This window comes from Nostoc sp. C96, assembly GCF_059384975.1.
In genome coordinates this window covers 5,134,142-5,155,651 of sequence record NZ_CM182020.1, presented here as the reverse complement: position 1 = coordinate 5,155,651, position 21,510 = coordinate 5,134,142, and the positions used below count along the sequence as shown (strand labels likewise).

At 40.9% G+C, this 21,510-nt stretch carries 20 protein-coding genes; 16 read left to right on the top strand and 4 right to left on the bottom strand.

The genetic code is table 11. The features are described from left to right. The first annotated feature begins 12 nt into the window (after positions 1-12). The 13 genes from AC504W_RS22045 to AC504W_RS21985 all read left to right on the top strand — a co-directional run bounded on the left by AC504W_RS22045 (position 13) and on the right by AC504W_RS21985 (position 14,773). Positions 13-645, top strand: a complete 633-nt coding sequence (locus AC504W_RS22045) for a 2OG-Fe(II) oxygenase (protein ID WP_494874348.1) — start codon at positions 13-15, stop codon at positions 643-645. Continuing rightward, positions 623-1,459 carry a CRISPR-associated endoribonuclease Cas6 gene (gene cas6, locus AC504W_RS22040; protein WP_494874347.1) on the top strand — a complete coding sequence of 279 codons (837 nt, stop codon included), beginning with the start codon at positions 623-625 and terminating at the stop codon, positions 1,457-1,459. The genes AC504W_RS22045 and cas6 overlap by 23 nt, the downstream gene beginning before the upstream one ends. A gap of 136 nt (positions 1,460-1,595) precedes the next feature. Then, entirely contained in the window at positions 1,596-2,189 is a 594-nt protein-coding gene (gene cas4, locus AC504W_RS22035; RefSeq protein WP_494874346.1) for a CRISPR-associated protein Cas4, read from the top strand. A 79-nt stretch (positions 2,190-2,268) separates the two neighbouring features. Next, positions 2,269-3,273 carry a type I-D CRISPR-associated endonuclease Cas1d gene (gene cas1d, locus AC504W_RS22030; RefSeq protein ID WP_494874345.1) on the top strand — a complete coding sequence of 335 codons (1,005 nt, stop codon included), beginning with the start codon at positions 2,269-2,271 and terminating at the stop codon, positions 3,271-3,273. Between the two features lie 19 nt (positions 3,274-3,292). Next, positions 3,293-3,583, top strand: a complete 291-nt coding sequence (gene cas2, locus AC504W_RS22025; RefSeq protein ID WP_494874344.1) for a CRISPR-associated endonuclease Cas2 — start codon at positions 3,293-3,295, stop codon at positions 3,581-3,583. A gap of 84 nt (positions 3,584-3,667) precedes the next feature. Then, complete coding sequence (locus AC504W_RS22020) at positions 3,668-4,138, top strand: chemotaxis protein CheW (protein WP_494874343.1); 471 nt, start codon at positions 3,668-3,670, stop codon at positions 4,136-4,138. A gap of 21 nt (positions 4,139-4,159) precedes the next feature. Next, positions 4,160-5,398 (top strand): CheR family methyltransferase, encoded by a 1,239-nt coding sequence (locus tag AC504W_RS22015; protein WP_494874342.1) that lies wholly within the window; start codon positions 4,160-4,162, stop codon positions 5,396-5,398. A 303-nt stretch (positions 5,399-5,701) separates the two neighbouring features. Further along, positions 5,702-7,354: a methyl-accepting chemotaxis protein gene (locus AC504W_RS22010; protein WP_494874341.1), complete on the top strand. Its 1,653-nt coding sequence runs from the start codon at positions 5,702-5,704 to the stop codon at positions 7,352-7,354. Positions 7,355-7,526: 172 nt separating this feature from the next. Further along, positions 7,527-9,197, top strand: coding sequence for a methyl-accepting chemotaxis protein (locus AC504W_RS22005; RefSeq protein ID WP_494874340.1), 1,671 nt, complete (start codon positions 7,527-7,529; stop codon positions 9,195-9,197). A 47-nt stretch (positions 9,198-9,244) separates the two neighbouring features. Continuing rightward, the gene (locus tag AC504W_RS22000; protein WP_494874339.1) at positions 9,245-9,958 is read left to right on the top strand and encodes a chemotaxis protein CheW; all 714 of its coding nucleotides are present in this window, start codon (positions 9,245-9,247) and stop codon (positions 9,956-9,958) included. After that, positions 9,958-12,183 (top strand): response regulator, encoded by a 2,226-nt coding sequence (locus AC504W_RS21995; protein ID WP_494874338.1) that lies wholly within the window; start codon positions 9,958-9,960, stop codon positions 12,181-12,183. The genes AC504W_RS22000 and AC504W_RS21995 overlap by 1 nt, the downstream gene beginning before the upstream one ends. 3 nt (positions 12,184-12,186) lie before the next feature. Continuing rightward, positions 12,187-13,182 carry a chemotaxis response regulator protein-glutamate methylesterase gene (locus AC504W_RS21990; RefSeq protein WP_494874337.1) on the top strand — a complete coding sequence of 332 codons (996 nt, stop codon included), beginning with the start codon at positions 12,187-12,189 and terminating at the stop codon, positions 13,180-13,182. A gap of 259 nt (positions 13,183-13,441) precedes the next feature. Then, positions 13,442-14,773: a sensor histidine kinase gene (locus tag AC504W_RS21985; protein ID WP_494874336.1), complete on the top strand. Its 1,332-nt coding sequence runs from the start codon at positions 13,442-13,444 to the stop codon at positions 14,771-14,773. 94 nt (positions 14,774-14,867) lie between these two features. Here the strand turns inward: AC504W_RS21985 and AC504W_RS21980 are convergent, their stop codons facing one another. From AC504W_RS21980 to sufB, 4 genes are all read right to left on the bottom strand, one after another. Then, entirely contained in the window at positions 14,868-16,130 is a 1,263-nt protein-coding gene (locus tag AC504W_RS21980) for a cysteine desulfurase (RefSeq protein ID WP_494874335.1), read from the bottom strand. Between the two features lie 34 nt (positions 16,131-16,164). After that, a complete protein-coding gene (gene sufD, locus AC504W_RS21975; RefSeq protein WP_494874334.1) occupies positions 16,165-17,511 on the bottom strand; it encodes a Fe-S cluster assembly protein SufD in 1,347 nt (448 codons plus the stop codon). Next, positions 17,511-18,299 (bottom strand): Fe-S cluster assembly ATPase SufC, encoded by a 789-nt coding sequence (gene sufC, locus AC504W_RS21970; RefSeq protein WP_494874333.1) that lies wholly within the window; start codon positions 18,297-18,299, stop codon positions 17,511-17,513. The genes sufD and sufC overlap by 1 nt, the downstream gene beginning before the upstream one ends. Positions 18,300-18,363: 64 nt before the next feature. Next, positions 18,364-19,803 carry a Fe-S cluster assembly protein SufB gene (gene sufB / locus AC504W_RS21965; protein WP_494874332.1) on the bottom strand — a complete coding sequence of 480 codons (1,440 nt, stop codon included), beginning with the start codon at positions 19,801-19,803 and terminating at the stop codon, positions 18,364-18,366. 225 nt (positions 19,804-20,028) lie between these two features. Here sufB and sufR point away from each other — a divergent pair, with 225 nt between their 5' ends. From sufR to AC504W_RS21950, 3 genes are all read left to right on the top strand, one after another. Next, a complete protein-coding gene (sufR, locus tag AC504W_RS21960; RefSeq protein WP_494874331.1) occupies positions 20,029-20,730 on the top strand; it encodes an iron-sulfur cluster biosynthesis transcriptional regulator SufR in 702 nt (233 codons plus the stop codon). A 139-nt stretch (positions 20,731-20,869) separates the two neighbouring features. Further along, complete coding sequence (locus AC504W_RS21955; RefSeq protein ID WP_015112306.1) at positions 20,870-21,130, top strand: NDH complex assembly factor CRR9; 261 nt, start codon at positions 20,870-20,872, stop codon at positions 21,128-21,130. A 40-nt stretch (positions 21,131-21,170) separates the two neighbouring features. Next, a complete protein-coding gene (locus AC504W_RS21950) occupies positions 21,171-21,488 on the top strand; it encodes a YciI family protein (RefSeq protein ID WP_494874330.1) in 318 nt (105 codons plus the stop codon). The last annotated feature ends 22 nt before the right edge of the window (positions 21,489-21,510 follow it).

Sequence of the window (21,510 nt, the reverse complement as noted above, 5' to 3'; positions counted from 1 at the left end):
CGCTCCCCACTCGTGAAACACTATCAGCAACAACCCAACGCCTTCCCCAGCGACTACCTCAATAACTTGTGGGGAGAAATTCACGCTTGTCCTTACTTTGCTGTCAACAACCTCAACCGCGATTTTGTCGGTACTAAGGGATTTTCTGTGGTATTCAGGCGATCGCACATCTCCACAGTAGAGCAAAAATTCCCCTACTTCAAACCATACTTAGATTTAGCTCTCCAACCCAACTGTAACGCTTTTTACCTCAACCCCTTACTCCTCAAAGAAGGTTCTCGCGTCGATCCCCATATAGATCGTTCTCTGCGTTCCTACTGCAAAACCGTTGAACCGCCTACCTTTGTCAGCGTTCTCTATGTGCGCGTACCAGAAAATATGGAAGGCGGTGAACTAGTACTCAAATCTCAGAAACGCCAACTAGGCCAAATTAAGCCGCAGATGAATACCTTACTCTACTTTCAAGGCGACTTAACTCATTCTGTCAACGCTGTGAAAACCCCAGGAAGCCGCCTGAGTTTAGTTTGCGAACAGTATACTTTAAGCGATGCTGAACTCGTAGAAATACCAGAGTTTACCATCGAATCTAGAGTTGCTCAGTCTACCACAAAGAAAAAAAAGTATGCCGCACAGCCTAGTTCTTAACTTGCTTCCTCAGTCACCAATTCCACAGCAGTATCTCACAGGTAGACATTTACACGCTTTATTTTTAACTCTTGTCAGTTCTGTAGATCGAGAATTAGGCGATCGCTTACATGATTCTACCGCAGACAAAGCCTTCACCCTCTCCCCCCTACAAATTAGTAGCACTAACTCCCCCCTTTTGAAGGGGGGTAAGGGAGGATCTAAACTGCGCTGGGAACATCAACAACCAATCCCCGCCGGAACACATTGTTGGTGGCGCATTTCCTTATTAGATGACACCCTGTTTAGTCAACTAACGCAACTATGGCTAAATCTCAATCCTAATCACCCTTGGCATCTTGGCCCGGCTGACTTGTATATTACCAGCATTCAAGGAACACCCCAATCAACGCAACCTTGGGCAAATGCTTGCTCCTACACTCAATTGTATGAGGAAGCTAGTGAAACTGAACGCTCACTTAACTTCACCTTCGCCACACCCACCGCCTTCCGCCAAGGACAATATGATACCACCCTTCCCACCAGAGAATGTGTTTTCAATTCCCTACTTTCGCGGTGGAATAAATATAGCGGGATAGAATTTTCTCAAATTTCCCTTGAGTCAATATTCCCTTCTTTTGTTAACATCCACACAGAAATATTAGCCGACTCTCGCAGTAAATTTATCGGCATTATTGGCGAAGTTAATTATCGAATATTAGGTGAAGCCGAATCCGTCCAAATTAAGCAACTTAACACCTTAGCTAACTTTGCTTTATATGCAGGTGTTGGACGAAAAACAACGATGGGCTTAGGTATGATGCGTCGAATTTGAAGAGAGGCTAGGAGCTAGAGGCTAGGGACTAGAGATTAGAGTAATAAATACTCTTATAGACTTACTAGAGATAAATTTTTCTCTCTGCATCTTTGCGTGAATAAATCATATCCACAACTTACTCAATCATAAAATTATGAACGATATCGAATATGTTCCGATCGCAGCATTAAACCAATATGCTTACTGTTCACATCGTTGCTGGCGGATGTTTTGTGCTGGCGAATTTATTGATAACCAATACACAATTGAAGGCACAACTTTACACGATCGCGTCCATACTATAGGCGAAGGACAGCGTGATGAAACTTGGCAAATCCGCGCAATTTGGTTGAAATCAGACCAGTACAAACTTATCGGCAAAGCAGATTTAATTGAATTAGAAAACGGTGAATGCTATCCCATTGAATACAAACGCGGACGCAAAGGTGAATGGGATAATGATGAATTGCAAGTCTGCGCTCAAGCCTTGTGTTTAGAAGAAATGACAGGCAAAACTATCAACACTGGCTATATTTATTATGCCCATTCACATCAACGCCAACTAGTAGAAATTAATGAAGAATTAAGACAGAGTGCGATCGCAACAATTGAAGCCGTCCAAATGCTATTATTTACAGGCGCAATGCCCAAAGCCATCAAAACAAAACGCTGTGATGGATGCAGCCTATCTCCTCAATGTCTCCCTCAATCAGCCGATAAAGTAAAACGCTACCAAGAAGCAAGCTAAACCCTCCGCGAAACTCTGCGCTACCCTCCGCGCCACTCTGCGTTAAAAAACTCTCTTTTACTCTAATAAGGAAACAATCATGGGTACAGTTTACATTTCCCAAGAAGATGCCTTCATTGGCAAAATTGATGAACGCCTCAGCGTCAAATTCGAGAAAAAGATAATTTTAGATGTCCCACTAATCAAAATAGAAGGTGTAGTAGTTTTAGGACGCGCTACCGTTTCGCCCGCCGTTATTTCCGAACTGCTAGAACGCAACATTCCCCTAACATTCCTAACAGAAAATGGTCGTTATTTAGGACGCATAGAACCAGAAGTTACCAAAAACATATTTGTCCGCAAAGCCCAATGGCAAGCCGCCGGAGAATCACCCCAAGCAATTCATGTAGTCCAAGGGTTTGTACGTGGTAAATTGAAAAATTACCGTAACCTCCTGACTCGTCGCCAACGTGAATGTTCAGATATAGATTTATCTAAGAAGATTACACAATTAGAACAAGCGATCGCACCCATTGACACAACTCACAACATCAACTCATTACGCGGTTTAGAAGGTGCTGGTAGTGCAGCTTATTTTGGTTGCTTTAACCAGCTAATTAAAAATGCAGAATTTCAATTTTCTCACCGCCTGCGCCGTCCACCAAAAGATCCGGTAAATTCTTTACTCAGTTTTGGTTACTCATTATTGCGCCATGATGTCCAAGGGGCGATTAATATAGTAGGCTTTGATCCATATTTAGGATATCTGCATTGCGATCGCTATGGTAGACCTTCTCTAGCATTAGACTTGATGGAAGAATTTCGCCCCCTAATTGTCGATGCAGTAGTGTTATCTACCTTAAATAAGCAACTGCTAACACCCGCAGATTTTATCACCGAACCCTTAAGCGGTGCAGTTTCCCTCACACCTGAAGGACGAAAAAAATTCTTGACCTTATATCAACAGAAAAAACAAACTGAATTTAAACATCCCGTCATGGGGCGCAAATGCACTTATCAAGAAGCCTTTGAACTCCAAGCGCGGTTATTAGCGAAATATCTCATGGGTGAAACAGAGAAATATCCACCATTGGTTTTGAAATAGTTGACAGGGGGAAGTTTGAGTGAAAGACCAATTAAAAAAGAAAGTCGTTGTATCTTATGATGTCCCAGAAGACAAACGTCGCACCAAAATCCATAAAATTTTGAAATCTTATGGACAGTGGGTGCAATATAGCGTCTTTGAGTGCCAACTTACCGAGACTCAGTATGCCAAATTGCGATCGCGCTTGCACAAACTAATTAAACCAGACACCGACAGCATTCGCTTTTACTTTCTCTGCGCTTGCTGTTTTGATAAAATTGAACGCATCGGTGGTGAACAACCCCGCGACGAAACCATTTTCTTTTCTTAATGTGCGGATGGGTAAATATCAAAATTAAGTTCGTTTAGTGAATAAAATGGGTAACTTGAGTAAGTAACATCAGGAAATATATTTATGCTCATGTTACTTTTCAAAATTGGTAATGAACGATATGCGATCGCCTCTCAAGAGGTTATCGAAGTTATACCAATGGTTTTACTCAAAACTTTGCCACACACACCAGAACACATAGCTGGTGTATTTAACTACCGTGGTCGCATTGTACCAGTCCTAAATTTATGTCAATTGATGCAGAGTAAACCTTGTAATGATAACTTGAGTACGCGAATTATCTTAGTTAAATATTGCAGAGGTAATCATACTCAACATATTTTAGGTTTGATGGCAGAACAGGTTGTAGAAACATTGCACAAATCGGAAAGTGAGTTGGTTGATTCTCACATTCAGATAGATGCAGCGCCATACTTAGGCAAGATGCTCTTAGATAAACAAGGGATGATTCATTGTCTTCAAATTGAAGACTTGTTATCTGAAACCGAGCAAATAAATATCCTATCAGAAAATCTTTTAAACACAGCTATTTAGATTAGTTGAAAGACAGGAATAATGGCGCAATCTGTCATCGAAGCTTTACTAAAAAGCAAAATTGGTTTAGATGTTAACTCAATTGGTTCTCGTGCGATCGCTAGTGTTATTTATCAAAGAATGGTAAATTGTGGTATATCGCAGATGTCCAGCTATTTAGGCTATTTGCAAGATTCTCCGCAAGAATGGCAAGCACTAATTGATAGCGTGATTATACCAGAAACTTGGTTTTTTCGGGAGCCGGAATCATTTGCGTTGCTCAAAAGTTATGTATTATCAGAATGGTTGCCACAAAACTCCCAAAAAGTTTTGCGAGTTTTGAGTGTACCTTGCGCCACAGGTGAAGAACCATATTCAATTGCGATCGCTCTCTTAGAAGCCGGATTAACATCTGCTCAATTTCGTATAGATGCTGTTGATATTAGCCAAAAATGCTTGTTAAAAGCCCAAAAAGCAATTTACGATAAATACTCCTTTCGTGGTAGTAATTTTGAGTTTCAGGAGCGCTATTTTCAATCTATAAATTCAGAATATTATCTGCAAGAATCAGTCAAAAAGTCAGTCAATTTTATCAACGACAATTTAGCAGATCCGCATTTTTTAGTTAATACACAGGTTTATGATGTAGTTTTTTGTCGTAACTTATTAATTTACTTTGATTACCAGACTAAAGAACAAACACTTCACATTTTAGAAAGGTTAATAGTTGCAGGCGGATTATTATTTGTTGCCTCTGCTGAAGCTGCATTACTGATGAAAACTCAGTTGGTATCTGTGCGGCATTTTTCGGCGATCGCCTATCAAAAGTTAATTAACCCGCAAAATTTTGCTCAGGGCAATTATACTAATTATCAATCAACAATTCGTTCTCAGTTACCAACCCAAACCTCTACAGAAATTCCTATCAAGAATAAGGCAGAAATTTCTTACCAGACACCAATAAAAGCAAACAATTTCAACACCAACTTATTAGACATAGCTAAAACTGCGGCTAATCAAGGACGCTTAGAGGATGCAGTAAAACTATGCAACGACTACCTCAATCAAAATCAAATGAATGCTGAGGCTTATGTTCTGCTGGGTGAAGTGCAGCAAGCAATGGGGCAGAATGAGCAGGCTATACAATCTTTTCGGAAAGCAATTTATCTACAACCTAATCATGAAGCAGCATTGACTCATTTAGCATTACTCAAAGAACAGCAGGGAGATAGGGCTGGTGCTAGTTTACTTTGGCAGCGCATCTACAGATTACAACGTTAAAAAAACTAGTTTAACCTACATTCTGTAAGATATGACTGCCATCGAATTAAATTGAGAAAAATTTACTTTTATTTAAGTAAATTAATAAGCTTTACCAAAATTTAAATATATTAATTGTTACTTTGGTTTTGAATTTGGGAATTTTAGTATTTGTGAGCTTTGATAGTTTAAATATGAGTCTCTGACTATTTATCTAATGCCTATTTTTATTTTTTGTTTATAAAATAAAAATATTTTAGACTAAAAAATTTATTTATATTATTAAGCTTATACTTCCTCATCATTAAATTTAAAAAACTAAAAATGTTAGATAATTGGAAACTCAAAGACAGAACATTATTAGGATTTTGTATACCTACAGTTTTGATTTTTGTGTTTAGTGTCATAGTTTATGCCACTAGCAATCAGACAAGAATCATCTATAGACAAGTGGGAAGATCAAACGAAGCAATTATCGGCACAAATGATATGGCTTTGAGCATAGCTAATATGAATTTGGCAATTCGACGATATTTATTTGATCCACAAAAATATCAGGATGCCTTGGAGAGATACAGAATTTTTCACAAAAGTTTTCAGGATGGGTTCAATCGCTCATCTAATGTGATTGAAGATGAATTACAAAATCAAAGATTACAAGTAATGCAAAATATGTTGGAGGAGTTTGATGGTTTAGTTAAACTTACAATTACAACACCGAACTTTGAGAAAAATAAAGATTTAATTAATCAATATCTCGAAAAATCTAGAGATATGAGCGATAAGTTTCGTCAAATAAATGAGGAGTTCGCTAATCGACAAAAAGAAATGATGAGGCAACAGATTGAAGGGACAAAAATTATGCTCAACTTGATGAGCTTATTAGCAGTGTTGGTAACAATTTCGACTGTGGCGATCGCCGTTTTTGTCACTTCTGTAATTTCTCAGTCTTTAGGCAACAGAGTTGAAACTGCTGTAACTATAGCAAATCAGATTTCTACTGGTAATTTAACTTCCTCTTTGGCTGATAGTGACTTTAATACTAAAGATGAAATTGGGCAAATCTTGTCATCGTTTAAAACTATGCTGCAAAAGCTAAATACCTTAATTCGTCAAGTCCAAAGCTCAGGTATTCAAGTTACTACCTCTGCGACTCTTGTCGGTGCTGCGGGCAAACAATTAGAAGCAACACTGACAGAACAAGTAGCATCAACAAATCAAGTGACAGCCACAGCCAAAGAAATCGCCGCCACATCCCAAGAACTAGTCAACACAATGGAACAAGTGGTGACAATGTCGCAAACTACAACCAGCGCCGCCAACACCAGTCAAAAAGATTTGCGGCAAATGGAAACTAGTATGCGTCAATTAGCAGAAGCAACAAATATCATCGCCAACAGATTGGGCATGATCAGCGAAAAAGCCAACAACATCAACAATATAGTCCTGACAATTACCAAAGTTGCCGACCAAACCAATTTGTTATCGTTAAACGCCGCCATCGAAGCGGAAAAAGCCGGGGAATATGGTCTAGGCTTTGCCGTGGTCGCTAGAGAAATTCGCAGATTAGCCGACCAAACCGCAGTATCCACCCTAGATATAGAACAGATGGTCAAACAGATGCAATCTTCTGTATCGACAGGGGTGATGGAAATGGACAAATTTGCGGCGGAAGTTGGACGCAGTGTGACAGATGTCAGCAATATTAGTATGCAGATTGGGCAAATTATTCAGCAAGTACAGGAGCTAAATCCACGTTTTGCATCGGTGAACAAGGGAATGGAAATGCAGTCACTAGGAGCGCAACAAATTAGTGAAGCAATGGTGCAGTTAAGTAGTACCTCAGTCCAGACTGCCGATTCACTCAGGGAAATTAATCAGGCGATCGCCCAACTTAATCAAGTTTCTCGTGGCTTACGTCAAGAAGTTTCGATCTTCAAAGTTAACAACAATATTGTTGAACCGACTTTATCGTAATTTCAAAATAATCATCCTCAAATACGGATGTCAATCTGACTCCAGAAAGGCTATTAATGGCTAATTCACCTAGGTTCAGCTTTTGTGGCAGATGCAAATCCATAAATGATGACTTTTACTTATTAGGTATTAACTGCTATTTCCATAAATACAAATATTAAAATAGGATAATATGCCACAAGGGATTAAAATTAATCAATTTGTTATCGGTGGCTGTGCAATTATTGTTGGGTTAACAGGTGTTGCCAGCTATATTTCTAATTCAACTACGAATTCTCTTATAGAGTCTAATAAGTGGGTTAATCATACTTACACAATTAAAACTCAGTTAAAGGAACTTGAAAAGTCTTTGATTGATGCTGAAACTGGACAACGAGGATTCATCATTACAAAAGAAGAAAGGTATTTAGAACCATTTAATTTAGCAAAAACACAATTAAAAAATACATTGTGGGAAATCAATAACAAAATTTCTGACAATTCAGCGCAAATTAAAACTCTTAGAGAAATAGAAAAATTAAGCCAAGCCAAAATGGATGAGTTGGCAACAACTATCAATATGAAGCGAGTTGGTCAAGAACAAGAGTTATTAACTGTGATTTTGTCAGATAAAGGCAAAAAAATCATGGATGAAATCAGGGAAAAAATGAATGTAATGTTGGAGGCAGAAGACCAAAGTTTAGCAGAACGACAAAAGCAAGCTAATCAAATTCAAAACTTTGCAGTCTTTGTGAATTGGGGAAATTTCTTTTGTATTGTGATTGTAACCATTGCTGTTTGTTTAGGAATTATTCTCATTCCTAGCCGGGCGTTGGCGCGGGCTTTGCAAACTGCATTTCATTTAGCAGACCGAGTGGCTGCGGGGGATTTTACTAGTAATGTGGAAATCACCGCTGATGACGAGATTGGTAAGTTGATGGCGGCACTGAAAACGATGACGCAGAAATTGAGTAGTTTAATTCGTCAAGTCCAAGGTTCAGGTATTCAAGTTACCACCTCAGCCACACAAATAGCCGCTTCTGGCAAACAATTAGAAGCAACACTGACAGAACAAGTAGCATCAACAAATCAAGTGACAGCCACAGCCAAAGAAATCGCCGCCACATCCCAAGAACTAGTCAACACAATGGAACAAGTGGTGACAATGTCGCAAACTACAACCAGCGCCGCCAACACCAGTCAAAAAGATTTGCGGCAAATGGAAACTAGTATGCGTCAATTAGCAGAAGCAACAAATATCATCGCCAACAGATTGGGCATGATCAGCGAAAAAGCCAACAACATCAACAATATAGTCCTGACAATTACCAAAGTTGCCGACCAAACCAATTTGTTATCGTTAAACGCCGCCATCGAAGCGGAAAAAGCCGGGGAATATGGTCTAGGCTTTGCCGTAGTCGCCAGAGAAATTCGCAGATTAGCAGACCAAACCGCAGTATCCACCTTAGATATAGAACAGATGGTCAAACAGATGCAATCTTCTGTATCGACAGGGGTGATGGAAATGGACAAATTTGCGGCGGAAGTTGGACGCAGTGTGACAGATGTCAGCAATATTAGTATGCAGATTGGGCAAATTATTCAGCAAGTACAAGATTTAAATCCCTATTTTGCATCGGTGAACAAGGGAATGGAAATGCAGTCACTAGGAGCGCAACAAATTAGTGAAGCAATGGTGCAGTTAAGTAGTACCTCAGTCCAGACTACCGATTCACTCAGGGAAATTAATCAAGCGATCGCCCAACTTAATCAAGTTTCTCGTGGCTTACGTCAAGAAGTTTCGATCTTCAAAGTCAAGAGCGATGATCCTGCATCCTTCACGCCAGTTAATGCAGCAGCTTAACCAAAAGGCAAGGGGAAAAATAACAAATGACTATTGACCATTGACTTATGACCACTCAAGTTGAAAGTTGTTGGAATGTAATTGGGATTGAAGGCGATCGCACTTGTGCGGAATTAGCTACATACGCTCATTGTCGCAATTGTCCGATTTACTCGGCGGCTGGTCGCTACCTACTAGAACGCCCAACGCCAGAAAAATATCGTCATGAGTGGACACAATTACTGGCGGAATCTCCCACCGAAAAAAATTCCCATCTACCTACATACGCTTTGCGGACAAAGGAAACTTTGACAGTTGTGATTTTTCGTTTACATCAGGAATGGCTGGCACTGCCGGCGCAGGTTTTCAAAGAAACCACGCCTCCGAGTGTGATTCATACCCTACCCCATCGACAAAACCAAGTCTTACGCGGATTAATCAATATTCGTGGGGAATTGCTGTTGTGTGTTTCCTTAAGCCACTTGTTGAATATCGAATCTAGCGATACTCCCCGACAAGGATTGAGTCCAGTATCACATTCTCGCATGGCCGTGATTGAAAAGGCGGGTAACGCTTGGGTATTTCCGGTTGATGAAATATATGGTGTTCACCGATTTCATCGTCGGGAATTACGCGACGCTTTTAAAAGGCTCACCCAAACAACCCAAACTTACACTAAAGGGTTATTTTCCTGGCAACCTGTAAATTTCCCGACATCCCACACTGTTAGCTATTTGGATGATGAACTCTTATTTACCAGTTTGGCGAGGAAAGCGCAGTAATGATAGAAGACTCCGATCTCAGCCAAATGTCTTTGTTGGATTTATTCAACATGGAAGTCAAAACCCAAGTTGTGGTGCTAAATAACTGTTTGTTGGCGCTAGAAACTAACCCTGATCCCAAATCAGAGTTAGCAGCCTTAATGCGGGCAGCCCATTGTATTAAAGGCGCTGCCAGAATTGTCCAAATTGAACCAGCTGTCACCCTAGCCCATGTGATGGAAGATTTTTTTAGTGGGGCGCAAGTTGGAAAAATTAATTTAACAGCAGATTGCGTTGATCTGTTGTTGCAAGGGGTCGATATGCTGCAAAACATCGCCGACAACCCCAATTTGCAACAAGGGAATCATCCTCATATTCAATCTTTAGTGAGTGCGATCGCCAATATTTCAAATGCTGTAACTATCCCGGCAATTATTTCCCAAGTCAAGATTCTACAGCCAGAAATCACCGCTTCATCACCAATAGAAGCATTAGTTAGTCCGCAAAACCGCACAGTCCGAGTTAGTACAGATAATCTCAACCGCTTGATGGGATTAGCGGGAGAAACAATAGTTGCCAACAAGTGGTTAGAATCATTTACCGACTCATTTCTGCAAGTCAGAGCTAATCAAATCGAGTTATCCCAGCTTGTCACTAAGTTACAAGAACTATTAAGCGATCGCCAACTTGATCAACACATTCAAGAACATTTAAGTACCTTACATCAAAAAAGCAGCGAATGTACGCATTTAATTAGCGATCGGCACAACGAATTAGAATCATTTTCGCAACGTTTTGGCAACCTTGCTCATCGCTCCTATCGAGAAGTCATTGCCACGCGGATGTGTGCTTTTGCTGAGGGTTCGCAAGGGTTTCCGCGTATGGTACGCGACCTCTCTCGGCAGTTGGGTAAGCGCGTCAAGCTGGAAATCAAAGGTAAAACTACCTTGGTAGATCGAGATATCCTTGAGCGATTGGAAGCTCCCTTAACTCAACTTCTCCGTAATGCCGTTGATCATGGGATAGAACCTCCGCCAGAACGATTAGCTCAAGGTAAACCAGAAGAAGGCACAATTGTGATTGAAGTTGTCCATCGTGCGGGGATGCTATTGATCACTGTCTCTGATGATGGACAGGGAATTGATATCGAGTTTTTGCGTCAGGAAGTTGTCAAGCAACAATTAGTCAACGCAGACATGGCAATTCAACTGACCGAAGCTGAATTAATGGAATTTCTGTTATTACCAGGATTTTCTACCACACAAACAATCACGGAAATTTCTGGACGGGGTGTAGGTTTAGATATTGTCCATAATACAGTGCGGGAAGTTGGCGGTACTGTACGGGCAGTTTCCCAACCAGGAAAAGGTATGAGTTTGTACTTACAGTTACCCATTACCCTATCCATCCTTCGCACCTTGTTAGTTGAGATTGGGGATGAACCTTACGCCTTTGGGTTAACAAGAATTGAGCAAGTGCTGATGTTAGCTAAATCCGACATTGCTACCTCAGAGAATCGCCCGTTTTTCTTGTTAGACAACCAACCTGTAGAGTTAATTTCCGCCCGTCAAGTTTTAGAGTTACCTGCATCTGTAGTCAATCCCGACTCACTAGCAGTAGTTGTGATTAGCGATCGCCTCAATCATTATGGATTAGTTGTTGACCGATTTATCGGCGAATACACTTTAGTTGTCCGGCCTTTAGATCCTCGCCTGGGTAAAGTTCCCAACATTAGCGCCGCCGCCCTCATGGATGATGGTTCTCCAGTTTTGATTATCGATGTGGAAGATTTAGTCCGTTCTATTGCCAAAGTAGTTTCTAGTGGGCAATTGAGTCAGGTAAATCAGGCGAAGCAGCAAACATCGACCAAAACTTACAAGCGAATATTAGTAGTTGATGATTCCATTACTGTCCGGGAAATGGAACGCAAACTTTTAGAAAATCACAGTTATCAAGTTGATGTGGCCGTTAATGGAATGGATGGGTGGAACGCAGTGCGCGGGAGTGATTATGACTTAGTAATTACAGATATTGATATGCCACGGATGAATGGCTTTGAACTCACAAATCACATCAAAACTCATGCTAAGTTAAAACAGATACCCGTAATTATTGTCTCCTATAAAGACCGCCAAGAAGACCGAATTCAAGGCTTAGAAGCAGGTGCAGACTACTATCTCACCAAAAGCAGCTTTCATGATGACACTTTATTACAAGCCGTAATTGACTTAATTGGTCAAGGATGAGTAATGAGAATTGCCATTGTCAACGATATGCGGATAGTGGTAGAAGCCTTGCGACGGATGTTAGCCACAATCCCAGAGTATGATTTGGCTTGGGTTGCCTACGATGGTGCAGAAGCTGTTAGCAAATGTGCTGTTGATACCCCTGATTTAATTTTGATGGATGTTTTGATGCCTTGTATGGATGGAGTGGAAGCCACAAGGCAAATTATGAGTCAGTCGCCTTGTGCGATTATCATCGTCACTGCCAATGTGAATTTGTATGCGGCTAATGTTTTGGAAGCTATGACCTATGGGGCGCTAGATGCCATCAATACACCTGCTGAGGGTAGTACAGGTCTATTAAAGAAAATTGCCACCATCGCCAAATTAATTGGCAAATCTCCCCAACTGCGAACAGCCAAAAAACCTAGACTTTTTCCCAAATTATTACCACCACTCATTGTCATTGGTGCTTCCACTGGTGGCCCCCAAGCCTTGGTGAAGATTCTCGCGCAATTTCCTCAAAATTTTCCAGCAGCTGTAGTGATTGTGCAGCATTTAGATGCTCAGTTTGCACCAGGCTTTGCAACTTGGTTGAATGAACAAATTCCCTTACCCGTGGAAATAGCCAGTATAGGTTCTAGACCGCAACCAGGAAAAATTCTCTTGGCTGGGACAAATCATCATCTCGTTATGAGTTCTAACTTGAGTTTTGACTATGATGAACAACCATCCAATTGTTTCTATCGGCCATCGATTGATGTCTTATTTAAAAGTGTGGCAGATCATTGGATGGAGCAAGGAATTGGGGTGTTGCTGACTGGGATGGGAAAAGATGGCGCTCAAGGTTTAAAACTTTTACGCGAAGCAGGCTGGCACACAATTGCTCAAAACCAAGAAACTTGCATTGTTTATGGGATGCCAAAAGCAGCGGTAGATTTAAAAGCCGCCGTGGAAGTTTTGCCAGTTGAGGCGATCGCTCCTGCTTGTACCAAGATATTACGGATATCTGCAAATTAAGCTAAATAAAATGAGTTTTACTATAGTAAATTCACTGTTTTTATTGCGGAAATATACTTAATTTAGTTCATTTTTAATTATTTAAATTTAGTTTTTTCAGGTCTTAATATTAGACTATTTATATCTAAAGTCATATTCACATTTACTTATATTAAGTTATAATAAGTTAACAATAAAATTATCTATAAAGACTTTTTTAATTAATTAACTATTGCATTAACCAGCTAGATAGCTTCACCTTTGTAGACAGAAAACACAAATGTTATTACCTCAAGTGAGTATGCAGTTAACATCATCAGAACGAGTCAGTGAATTAAAGTTACACACAGAGAATGTCAAAATTTTATTAATCGATGATCAGGCAATATTTGGTGAAGCAATCAGTAGAATCATTGCTAACGAAACAGATATTACTTTCAATTACCTTAACGAACCATCAGCAGCACTACAAAATGCCATTGCCCTGGAACCAACGGTGATTTTGTTAGATTTAATTATGCCAGAAATAGATGGTTTAATGCTGCTGCGTTGGTTCCGTTCTCATCCATCAACTCGTGAAATTCCCATCATCATGCTATCCAGCAAAGAAGAACCAATCCTCAAAGCAGAAGCCTTTGCTGCGGGAGCTAATGACTATCTCATCAAATTACCAGATGCCATTGAATTAATTGCTCGTATTCGTTATCATTCTAAAGCTTATAACAACCTTAAAGCCCTCTCAACTGCTACTGCAACAGCGAAACTCCAAGCAAAGGAACTAGAAACGACTCTTCATAAGTTGCAAACAACTCAAGTGCAACTAATTCAAACAGAAAAAATGTCTAGTTTGGGAAGAATGGTTGGCGGTTTAGCCCATGAAATAAATAATCCCATTAGTTTTATTCATGGGAATTTCCATTATCTCCACGAGCATATTCATACTCTTTTAAGGTTAATAGAACTTTACCAAAAAGAGTATCCTGAAGCTCAAAAATTCATGGAAGATGAATTTGGTGATATTGACCTAGACTTTATCATTGAAGACTTTCAAAAAATTCTATCATCCATGAGAATAGGTACTGATCGGATTAAAGAAATTGTGCTGTCTTTAAGAAACTTTTCTCGACTTGATCAAGCTGATAGAAAAGCAGTAAATATTCATGATGGCATTGAAAGCACCCTATTTCTGTTAAATCATCGCCTAAAACAAGAAATAGAAATAATCAAAGAATATGGAAAACTGCCATTTGTAGAATGTTACCCAGCACAATTAAATCAAGTATTCATCAACATTCTGAATAATGCCATAGATAATTTATTAGAGAGTAAAAATTCTGAGGAGCAAAAGCAAATTATTATTAGAACTGAAATCTCTGAATCACAATCTATCAAAATTAGAATTATAGATAATGGTTCTGGAATTGAACCAGAAATCTATAGTAAAATATTTGACCCATTTTTTACAACTAAACCTATTAATAAAGGTACAGGGTTAGGTTTAGCAATTAGCTATCAAATTATTGAAAGTCATCATGGTAATATTTCTGTTAATTCTCAACCGGGTAAGGGTGCAGAATTCATCATTGAAATTCCCATCAGCGTCAATACTTAATTGCAGAATTTCTCCCAAAACTAAAATTGTGCCAATGATCAGCCGTGTATGAGACTGAGCATTAACACAATTATTCGGGAAATATTGAATATGTTTAACCGAAGATACCAGCAAAGAAGTCAAGAGTTTCCTTTAGAGCTTTGATGAATACGTCAATTTCCTCACGAGTATTGTAGAAAGATAAACTTACCCTTGCGGTTGCTGGTAAATCTAAATAGCGGTGTAATGGTTGAGTGCAGTGGTGTCCAGAACGGATAGCAACGCCTTCTTGATCTAATAATGTAGATAAGTCGTTGGCGTGGACATCTCCGGCTGTGAATGCTGCTAACGCAGCTCTACCTTCTCCATTCGCATCAGGTTTGGGGCCGTAAATCCGAATTTGGGGTATTTTCTCTAATTGGTGGAACAAATACGCAGTTAATTCAGCTTCATAGGCATGAATTTTATCCATACCTATACTTGATAGATAGTCTATCGCAGCACCGAGAGCGATCGCTTCTCCAATTGCAGGTGTCCCAGCTTCAAATTTATGGGGCAATTCGGCATAAGTAGAATGATCTAAATACACCTCGGCAATCATTTCCCCACCACCAAAAAATGGTGGCATAGCTTCCAACAATTCCAGCTTGCCATATAAAAAGCCGATACCTGTTGGCGCACACATTTTATGTCCAGAAGCCACCAACCAATCGCAGCCGATGTCTTGGACATCGACTTTCGTATGAGGCACACTTTGACAAGCATCAACTAAGAATTTCGCACCGTATCTGTGAGTAATATCAGCAATTTCTCTCACTGGGTTAATACAACCCAAAGTGTTAGAAACATGAACAATTGACACCAGTTTTGTTTTTTCAGAAATCAGTTGTTTAAACTGCTCCAAATCAAAGGTTTCTTCTGGTGTTAACCCAACGAATTTGATAACTGCACCCGTTTTTTGTGCCACAAATTGCCAAGGCACAATATTACTGTGGTGTTCCATCACCGACAGAATAATTTCATCACCGGGATGTAGATTATTCATTCCCCAGCTATAAGCAACTAAATTAATTGCTTCACTGGCGTTGCGGGTGTAAACAATTTCTTGACGAGATGCAGCATTAATAAATTTGGCAATTTTATCGCGTGCTGCTTCATAAGCATCAGTGGCTTTAGCACTCAAGGTATGCGCGCCACGATGCACATTGGCATTGTATTGCTCGTAATAATTCCGCAAGGCATTTAATACAAGCAAAGGTTTTTGCGATGTCGCCGCATTATCGAGATAAACCAAGGGTTTACCGTTGACTTCCTGATGTAATATCGGGAAGTCAGCGCGGACTTTATCGGCGAGGGTTTTGGTAGCTGTAAAAGTCATTGGTAGTTAGTCAAGTGTCATTTGTCAATAGTCATTAGTCATTTTTTAGGGACTTAAAGCTAGTGACTGTGTTTAGCAATATGTCTCTTAGGGAAGCAACTGGAACTTTGTTGATAATTTCGGCAGCGAAGGCGTTGATTAATAAATTACGCGCTGCACTTTCATCAATTCCTCGGCTTTGTAAATAGAAGATTTCATCATCTTCTAACTGACTCACAGTTGCACCATGAGCGCATTTGACGTTATCGGCGGTAATTTCTAATTGCGGTTTGGTATCAACTCGCGCTTTTGAGGATAGTAGCAAATTGCGATTTAACTGGGCTGCGTCAGTTAACTGTGCTGGTTTAGGTACAAATACTTTACCATTGAATACTGCATGAGCGCGATCGCCAACAATACATTTGTGTAATTGTTCACTTTTACCATAAGGATAATTGAGAGCGATCGCACTGTGCGTATCCGCAACTTGCTTACCAGCTATCATCGCCAAACCGTTGAGCGTAGTTTCGGTTTGCTCACCAGTTTGCAAAATCTCTAAATTGTGACGCGATAGCTTCGCGCCTAAAGTAAAAGCATTACAGGTATAACGACTATAGCGAGCTTGGTTTACCGCAGTCTTACCAATGTGAAACGCCTCTGCGCCTTCTCGCTCCACCCTAGTATGATTTACCACAGCATTCTCACCAACCCAAACCTCCGTCACCGCATTAGTAAAGTAAGCTCCACTCGCCGCAAAGTTCGTAAACTCTTCTATTACAGTCACCTGCGAACCAGTTTCCGCCACCACCAAACAACGCGGTTGAGAAATAGTCGCCGTCTCCCCAGCAACCGAAATAAACAGCAGATGAATAGGTGTGTCAACTACGACATTTTTACCCACCCATACAACTGCTGCATCAATCAACCCAGCAGTATTGAGAGCCGTGAAGACTTCCAAAGCGCCCTCAGCTTGAGCGAGGTATTTGCGGATGCGATCGCCTTCAACTGTTAAACCAGTTAAATTACCAACTACAATACCATCAGGTAAATTAACAGCAGATAACTCCGGCGCATAAACACCATTAACAAACACCAACCGATTATCAGTTAGACAAGTTACCTTTAATGCTTCTACATCATTAACTGGCTGTGCTTTCTGGAATTCCACACCCCGCAACTCAGACAAATCAGTAAACCGCCATTCTTCCTCGCGGGTGGTGGGGATAGTTGAGTGACGTACCCAATTTGCAGCTTGTTGGCGTAATTCCTCTAACCCATCAGCTTGAGTTACACAGACTTGATTTAACAACCCAGTCAAATAAGCATCTCTATCCAGCAAAGCAGACACCAAACTAACTGCATCCGAGTTAGGAATAGCACTTGGAGAAACTTGAATAGACATTACACACCCACCTCAACAGCACTTTCCTCCAAAATCCAGTCATAACCGCGAGACTCCAATTCCAGCGCCAGTTCTTTCCCGCCACTGGTGAGAATTCTGCCCCGCGCCATCACATGCACAAAATCCGGCACAATATAATTCAGCAGACGTTGGTAGTGGGTAATCATAATCGTCGCATTGTCTGGATTAGTCAGCTGATTTACCCCATGCGCGACAATTTTTAGTGCATCAATATCTAAACCAGAGTCTGTTTCATCCAGAATTGCCAACTTTGGTTCTAACAAAGCCATTTGCAGAATTTCATTCCGCTTTTTCTCACCACCAGAAAACCCTTCATTCACACTCCGACTGAGGAAAGCCGCATCCATCTTCACAATTTCCAACTTTTCCTCAATCAAATCATCAAAATCAAACGCGTCTACCTCTTCCAACCCCTGCGCCTTGCGCCGAGAATTGTAAGCCACCCGTAAGAAATCCAAATTGCTCACACCAGGAATCTCTAACGGATACTGAAACGCCAAAAACACCCCAGCCCTAGCGCGTTCTTCCGGCTCCATTTCCAACAAATTTTGTCCTTGGAAAATCACCTCACCACCAGTCACCGTATAAGCTGGATGTCCCGACAACACCTTAGAAAACGTACTCTTACCCGAACCATTCGGCCCCATAATCGCATGAATCTCTCCGGCGCGAACCTCCAAATTCACACCCTTCAGAATCGGCGTACCACCAACCTCAGCCGTCAAATCTCTCACCGACAGCACAACTGCACTATTCTCAATAATCATGTTCTCTCTCTTCTCTCTCTCTGCGTAACTTTGCGTTTAACTTTGCGCCCCTCTGCGTTAAAACCTAACCAACACTACCCTCTAGTTTCAAACTCAACAACTTATCAGCCTCCACTGCAAACTCCATTGGTAGCTGATTAAACACATCCTTACAGAAGCCGCTAATCATCATCGAAATCGCATCTTCCGCCGAAATGCCCCGTTGAGCAAAGAAAAATAACTGATCTTCCCCAATTTTAGAAGTCGAAGCTTCATGCTCAACTTTCGCAGCTTTATTTTGAACTTGAATATAAGGGAAAGTATTAGCGTGAGCATTATCCCCAATTAACATAGAGTCGCACTGAGAATAATTTCTCGCGCCTTCAGCCTTCGGGTTGATTTTCACCAAACCCCGGTAACTGTTACTAGAATTACCTGCGGAGATTCCTTTAGAAATAATCGTACTGCGAGTATTCTTACCGACATGAATCATCTTCGTTCCGGTGTCGGCTTGCTGCATATTGTTTGTCAACGCCACCGAGTAGAACTCACCCACAGAGTTATCCCCAACTAACACACAGCTAGGATACTTCCATGTAATCGCGGAACCCGTTTCTACCTGAGTCCAGGAAATCTTAGAATTTACACCTTGACACAAACCACGCTTGGTAACAAAGTTATAAATTCCACCTTTACCGTTAACATCGCCGGCGTACCAGTTCTGCACGGTAGAATATTTAATTTCCGCGTTATCCAAAGCCACCAGTTCCACTACTGCGGCGTGGAGTTGGTTGCTGTCGTACATTGGCGCAGTGCAACCTTCCAAATAGGAAACATAGCTACCTTCTTCGGCGACAATCAAAGTCCGTTCAAATTGTCCCGTATCGCCAGAGTTGATGCGGAAGTAGGTAGACAATTCCATTGGGCATTTTACGCCTTTGGGAATGTAGACAAAGGAACCATCGCTGAAAACAGCGGCGTTCAAAGCAGCAAAATAATTGTCAGCAATGGGAACAACACTACCCAAATATTTCTTGATTAATTCTGGGTGTTCCTGTAGTGCTTCGGAAATGGAACAGAAGATAACGCCATCTTCAGCTAGTTTTTCTTTGAAGGTAGTAGCGACGGAAACGCTATCAAAAATTGCATCTACGGCGACATTTGCCAGTCGCTTTTGTTCTGACAGGGAAATACCCAGCTTCTCGAAGGTTTCCAGAAGGGTAGGATCTACTTCGTCTAAGCTGTTGAGTTTTGCTTTCTTTTGCTTGGGCGCAGAGTAGTAAATGATATCCTGATAATTAATCGGCGGATATTTGACGCTAGGCCAAGTTGGTTCTACCATTTTTTGCCACTGGCGATAGGCTCTCAGACGAAAGTCGAGCATGAATTCCGGCTCATTTTTCTTGGCGGAAATCAAGCGAACAACGTCTTCACTAAGTCCACGCGGGATGGTATCGGCTTCGATATCTGTAATAAAGCCGTACTTGTAAGGTTGGTTGACTAGGGATTTGACAGTGGCACTCATCGGTAGTAGTCTCTCGTGTTCCGTAAATGGATCTCTTGAAGGATGGAAGACGGGCTGGTTTCTAGCCGATGCCGATCTCGCATTATCGAGTGGTTCACACGGCTGTTAGAATAAGGAGGGAGATTAAAACAACATCGTTGTTGTTTAATGTATCTTCATTTTACGCTAAATTAACAACAACAATGTTGTTAAAGTCAAATTTTCTAAAAAAATTTTAGGACTAAGATGGCGACTACCCAGCAGTCCTCAACCAAGCAAGAGATCCTCGAATATCTGCTAAAACACTCACAAGCAACCGCTTTGGAGCTTTCGCAAGTTTTAAATGTTAGCCCGCAAGCAATTCGTCGTCATCTCAAAGATTTAGAGACGGAAGAATTGATTACCTATTCATCGACTGCACAGGCGGGGATGGGGCGGCCACAACATATTTATGAACTGAGTCGTCAAGGACGCGATCGCCTGCATCGAACAACCAGCGATCGCTTTGGTGATGGTTACGGTGAATTTGCAGTTTCGCTGCTGGATACCTTAGCAGAAACCGTCGGCCACGACAAAATGAAGACAATTTTACAAAAGCAATGGGAACGCAAAGCTCAAGAGTACCGCGATCGCGTCGGTAAAGGTTCCTTAAAAGAACGGGTAGAAACTTTAGTTCAATTGCGAAAAGCGGAAGGATTCATGGCAGAGTATCACTCTGTGGAACCAGATGAGCAAAATTCTGCCGATAAAGGCGATCGCTTTGTTTTAATAGAACATAATTGTGCCATTTCCAACGTCGCTGAGTCTTTTCCTAGCGTCTGCGGTCACGAATTGGAAATGTTTGCAGCTGTGCTACCAGACTGTATAGTAGAACGTACCCACTGGATTATTAACGGTGAGCATCGCTGTGGCTATTTAGTCCAGGCTCGCCAGCAACCGCGGAATTAATTTCTCATTCACATCCAAATTAGGATAAAGTTAATAGCCAAATTAGTGATAGATTTTACTAATTATCCCGTCAACAGCTAAGGGTTCAGAGGAAATTTATCTGACTCATCAGTATTGACAAATGACTCTTGACTAATTTATGGATTTACCATCACAGCAACCATCAACCCAGTTTTTAACCTTGGAAGAATCAGCAAAAGTTGACGCAGCTTTGCTGTCTTCACCAGAAAAGTTTTTAACAAGATTAACTATTTCATCTCATAAACTCTTACAGCAAATCGCTCAAGAATACAACGTTACTATTGAAGATTTAACAACCCAGCAAATAATTAGTTGGTTTGAGAAAGACAGCAAAATTAGGCGAGAACAAGGAATTGAAGCTTCATTTTTGAAGTGGTAATTAGCAATTTACAATCTGAAATAAATTTGCACAAAACACCATGTCTAAACTTTTTGCTGTTGTATTTGCAACCGTTCCTGAATATTACGATTACAAAAAATTTCACCCAGAACATGACCAAAATCAACAGGAATGGTTTCTTGAGCAAAAAGAAAAAGGTATACTACTTTGCTGCAGGCCGTTTTTTCCCCATGATGGAACTGGACTTTGGGTGATTCAGGCGGAGAATCTGGAACAGGCTCAAGTTATTGTTAATAGTAGCCTTCGTGCGCGAGATGGGATGTTAACAGACTCTGCCAGAGTTGTAGAGTGGGAAGTGCATGTTGGGCGCGATCGCTTTTCTAAGGATAAAACTTAACTGTAGGTAACAAAATTTCCCT

Coding starts and splice junctions, on each gene's coding strand:
- cas6 (WP_494874347.1), top strand. CDS start 623: ATGCCGCACAGCCTAGTTCTTAACTTGCTTCCTCAGTCACCAATTCCA.
- cas4 (WP_494874346.1), top strand. CDS start 1,596: ATGAACGATATCGAATATGTTCCGATCGCAGCATTAAACCAATATGCT.
- cas1d (WP_494874345.1), top strand. CDS start 2,269: ATGGGTACAGTTTACATTTCCCAAGAAGATGCCTTCATTGGCAAAATT.
- AC504W_RS22020 (WP_494874343.1), top strand. CDS start 3,668: ATGCTCATGTTACTTTTCAAAATTGGTAATGAACGATATGCGATCGCC.
- AC504W_RS22015 (WP_494874342.1), top strand. CDS start 4,160: ATGGCGCAATCTGTCATCGAAGCTTTACTAAAAAGCAAAATTGGTTTA.
- AC504W_RS22010 (WP_494874341.1), top strand. CDS start 5,702: ATGTTAGATAATTGGAAACTCAAAGACAGAACATTATTAGGATTTTGT.
- AC504W_RS22005 (WP_494874340.1), top strand. CDS start 7,527: ATGCCACAAGGGATTAAAATTAATCAATTTGTTATCGGTGGCTGTGCA.
- AC504W_RS22000 (WP_494874339.1), top strand. CDS start 9,245: ATGACCACTCAAGTTGAAAGTTGTTGGAATGTAATTGGGATTGAAGGC.
- AC504W_RS21995 (WP_494874338.1), top strand. CDS start 9,958: ATGATAGAAGACTCCGATCTCAGCCAAATGTCTTTGTTGGATTTATTC.
- AC504W_RS21990 (WP_494874337.1), top strand. CDS start 12,187: ATGAGAATTGCCATTGTCAACGATATGCGGATAGTGGTAGAAGCCTTG.
- AC504W_RS21985 (WP_494874336.1), top strand. CDS start 13,442: ATGTTATTACCTCAAGTGAGTATGCAGTTAACATCATCAGAACGAGTC.
- AC504W_RS21980 (WP_494874335.1), bottom strand. CDS start 16,130: ATGACTTTTACAGCTACCAAAACCCTCGCCGATAAAGTCCGCGCTGAC.
- sufD (WP_494874334.1), bottom strand. CDS start 17,511: ATGTCTATTCAAGTTTCTCCAAGTGCTATTCCTAACTCGGATGCAGTT.
- sufC (WP_494874333.1), bottom strand. CDS start 18,299: ATGATTATTGAGAATAGTGCAGTTGTGCTGTCGGTGAGAGATTTGACG.
- sufB (WP_494874332.1), bottom strand. CDS start 19,803: ATGAGTGCCACTGTCAAATCCCTAGTCAACCAACCTTACAAGTACGGC.
- sufR (WP_494874331.1), top strand. CDS start 20,029: ATGGCGACTACCCAGCAGTCCTCAACCAAGCAAGAGATCCTCGAATAT.
- AC504W_RS21955 (WP_015112306.1), top strand. CDS start 20,870: ATGGATTTACCATCACAGCAACCATCAACCCAGTTTTTAACCTTGGAA.
- AC504W_RS21950 (WP_494874330.1), top strand. CDS start 21,171: ATGTCTAAACTTTTTGCTGTTGTATTTGCAACCGTTCCTGAATATTAC.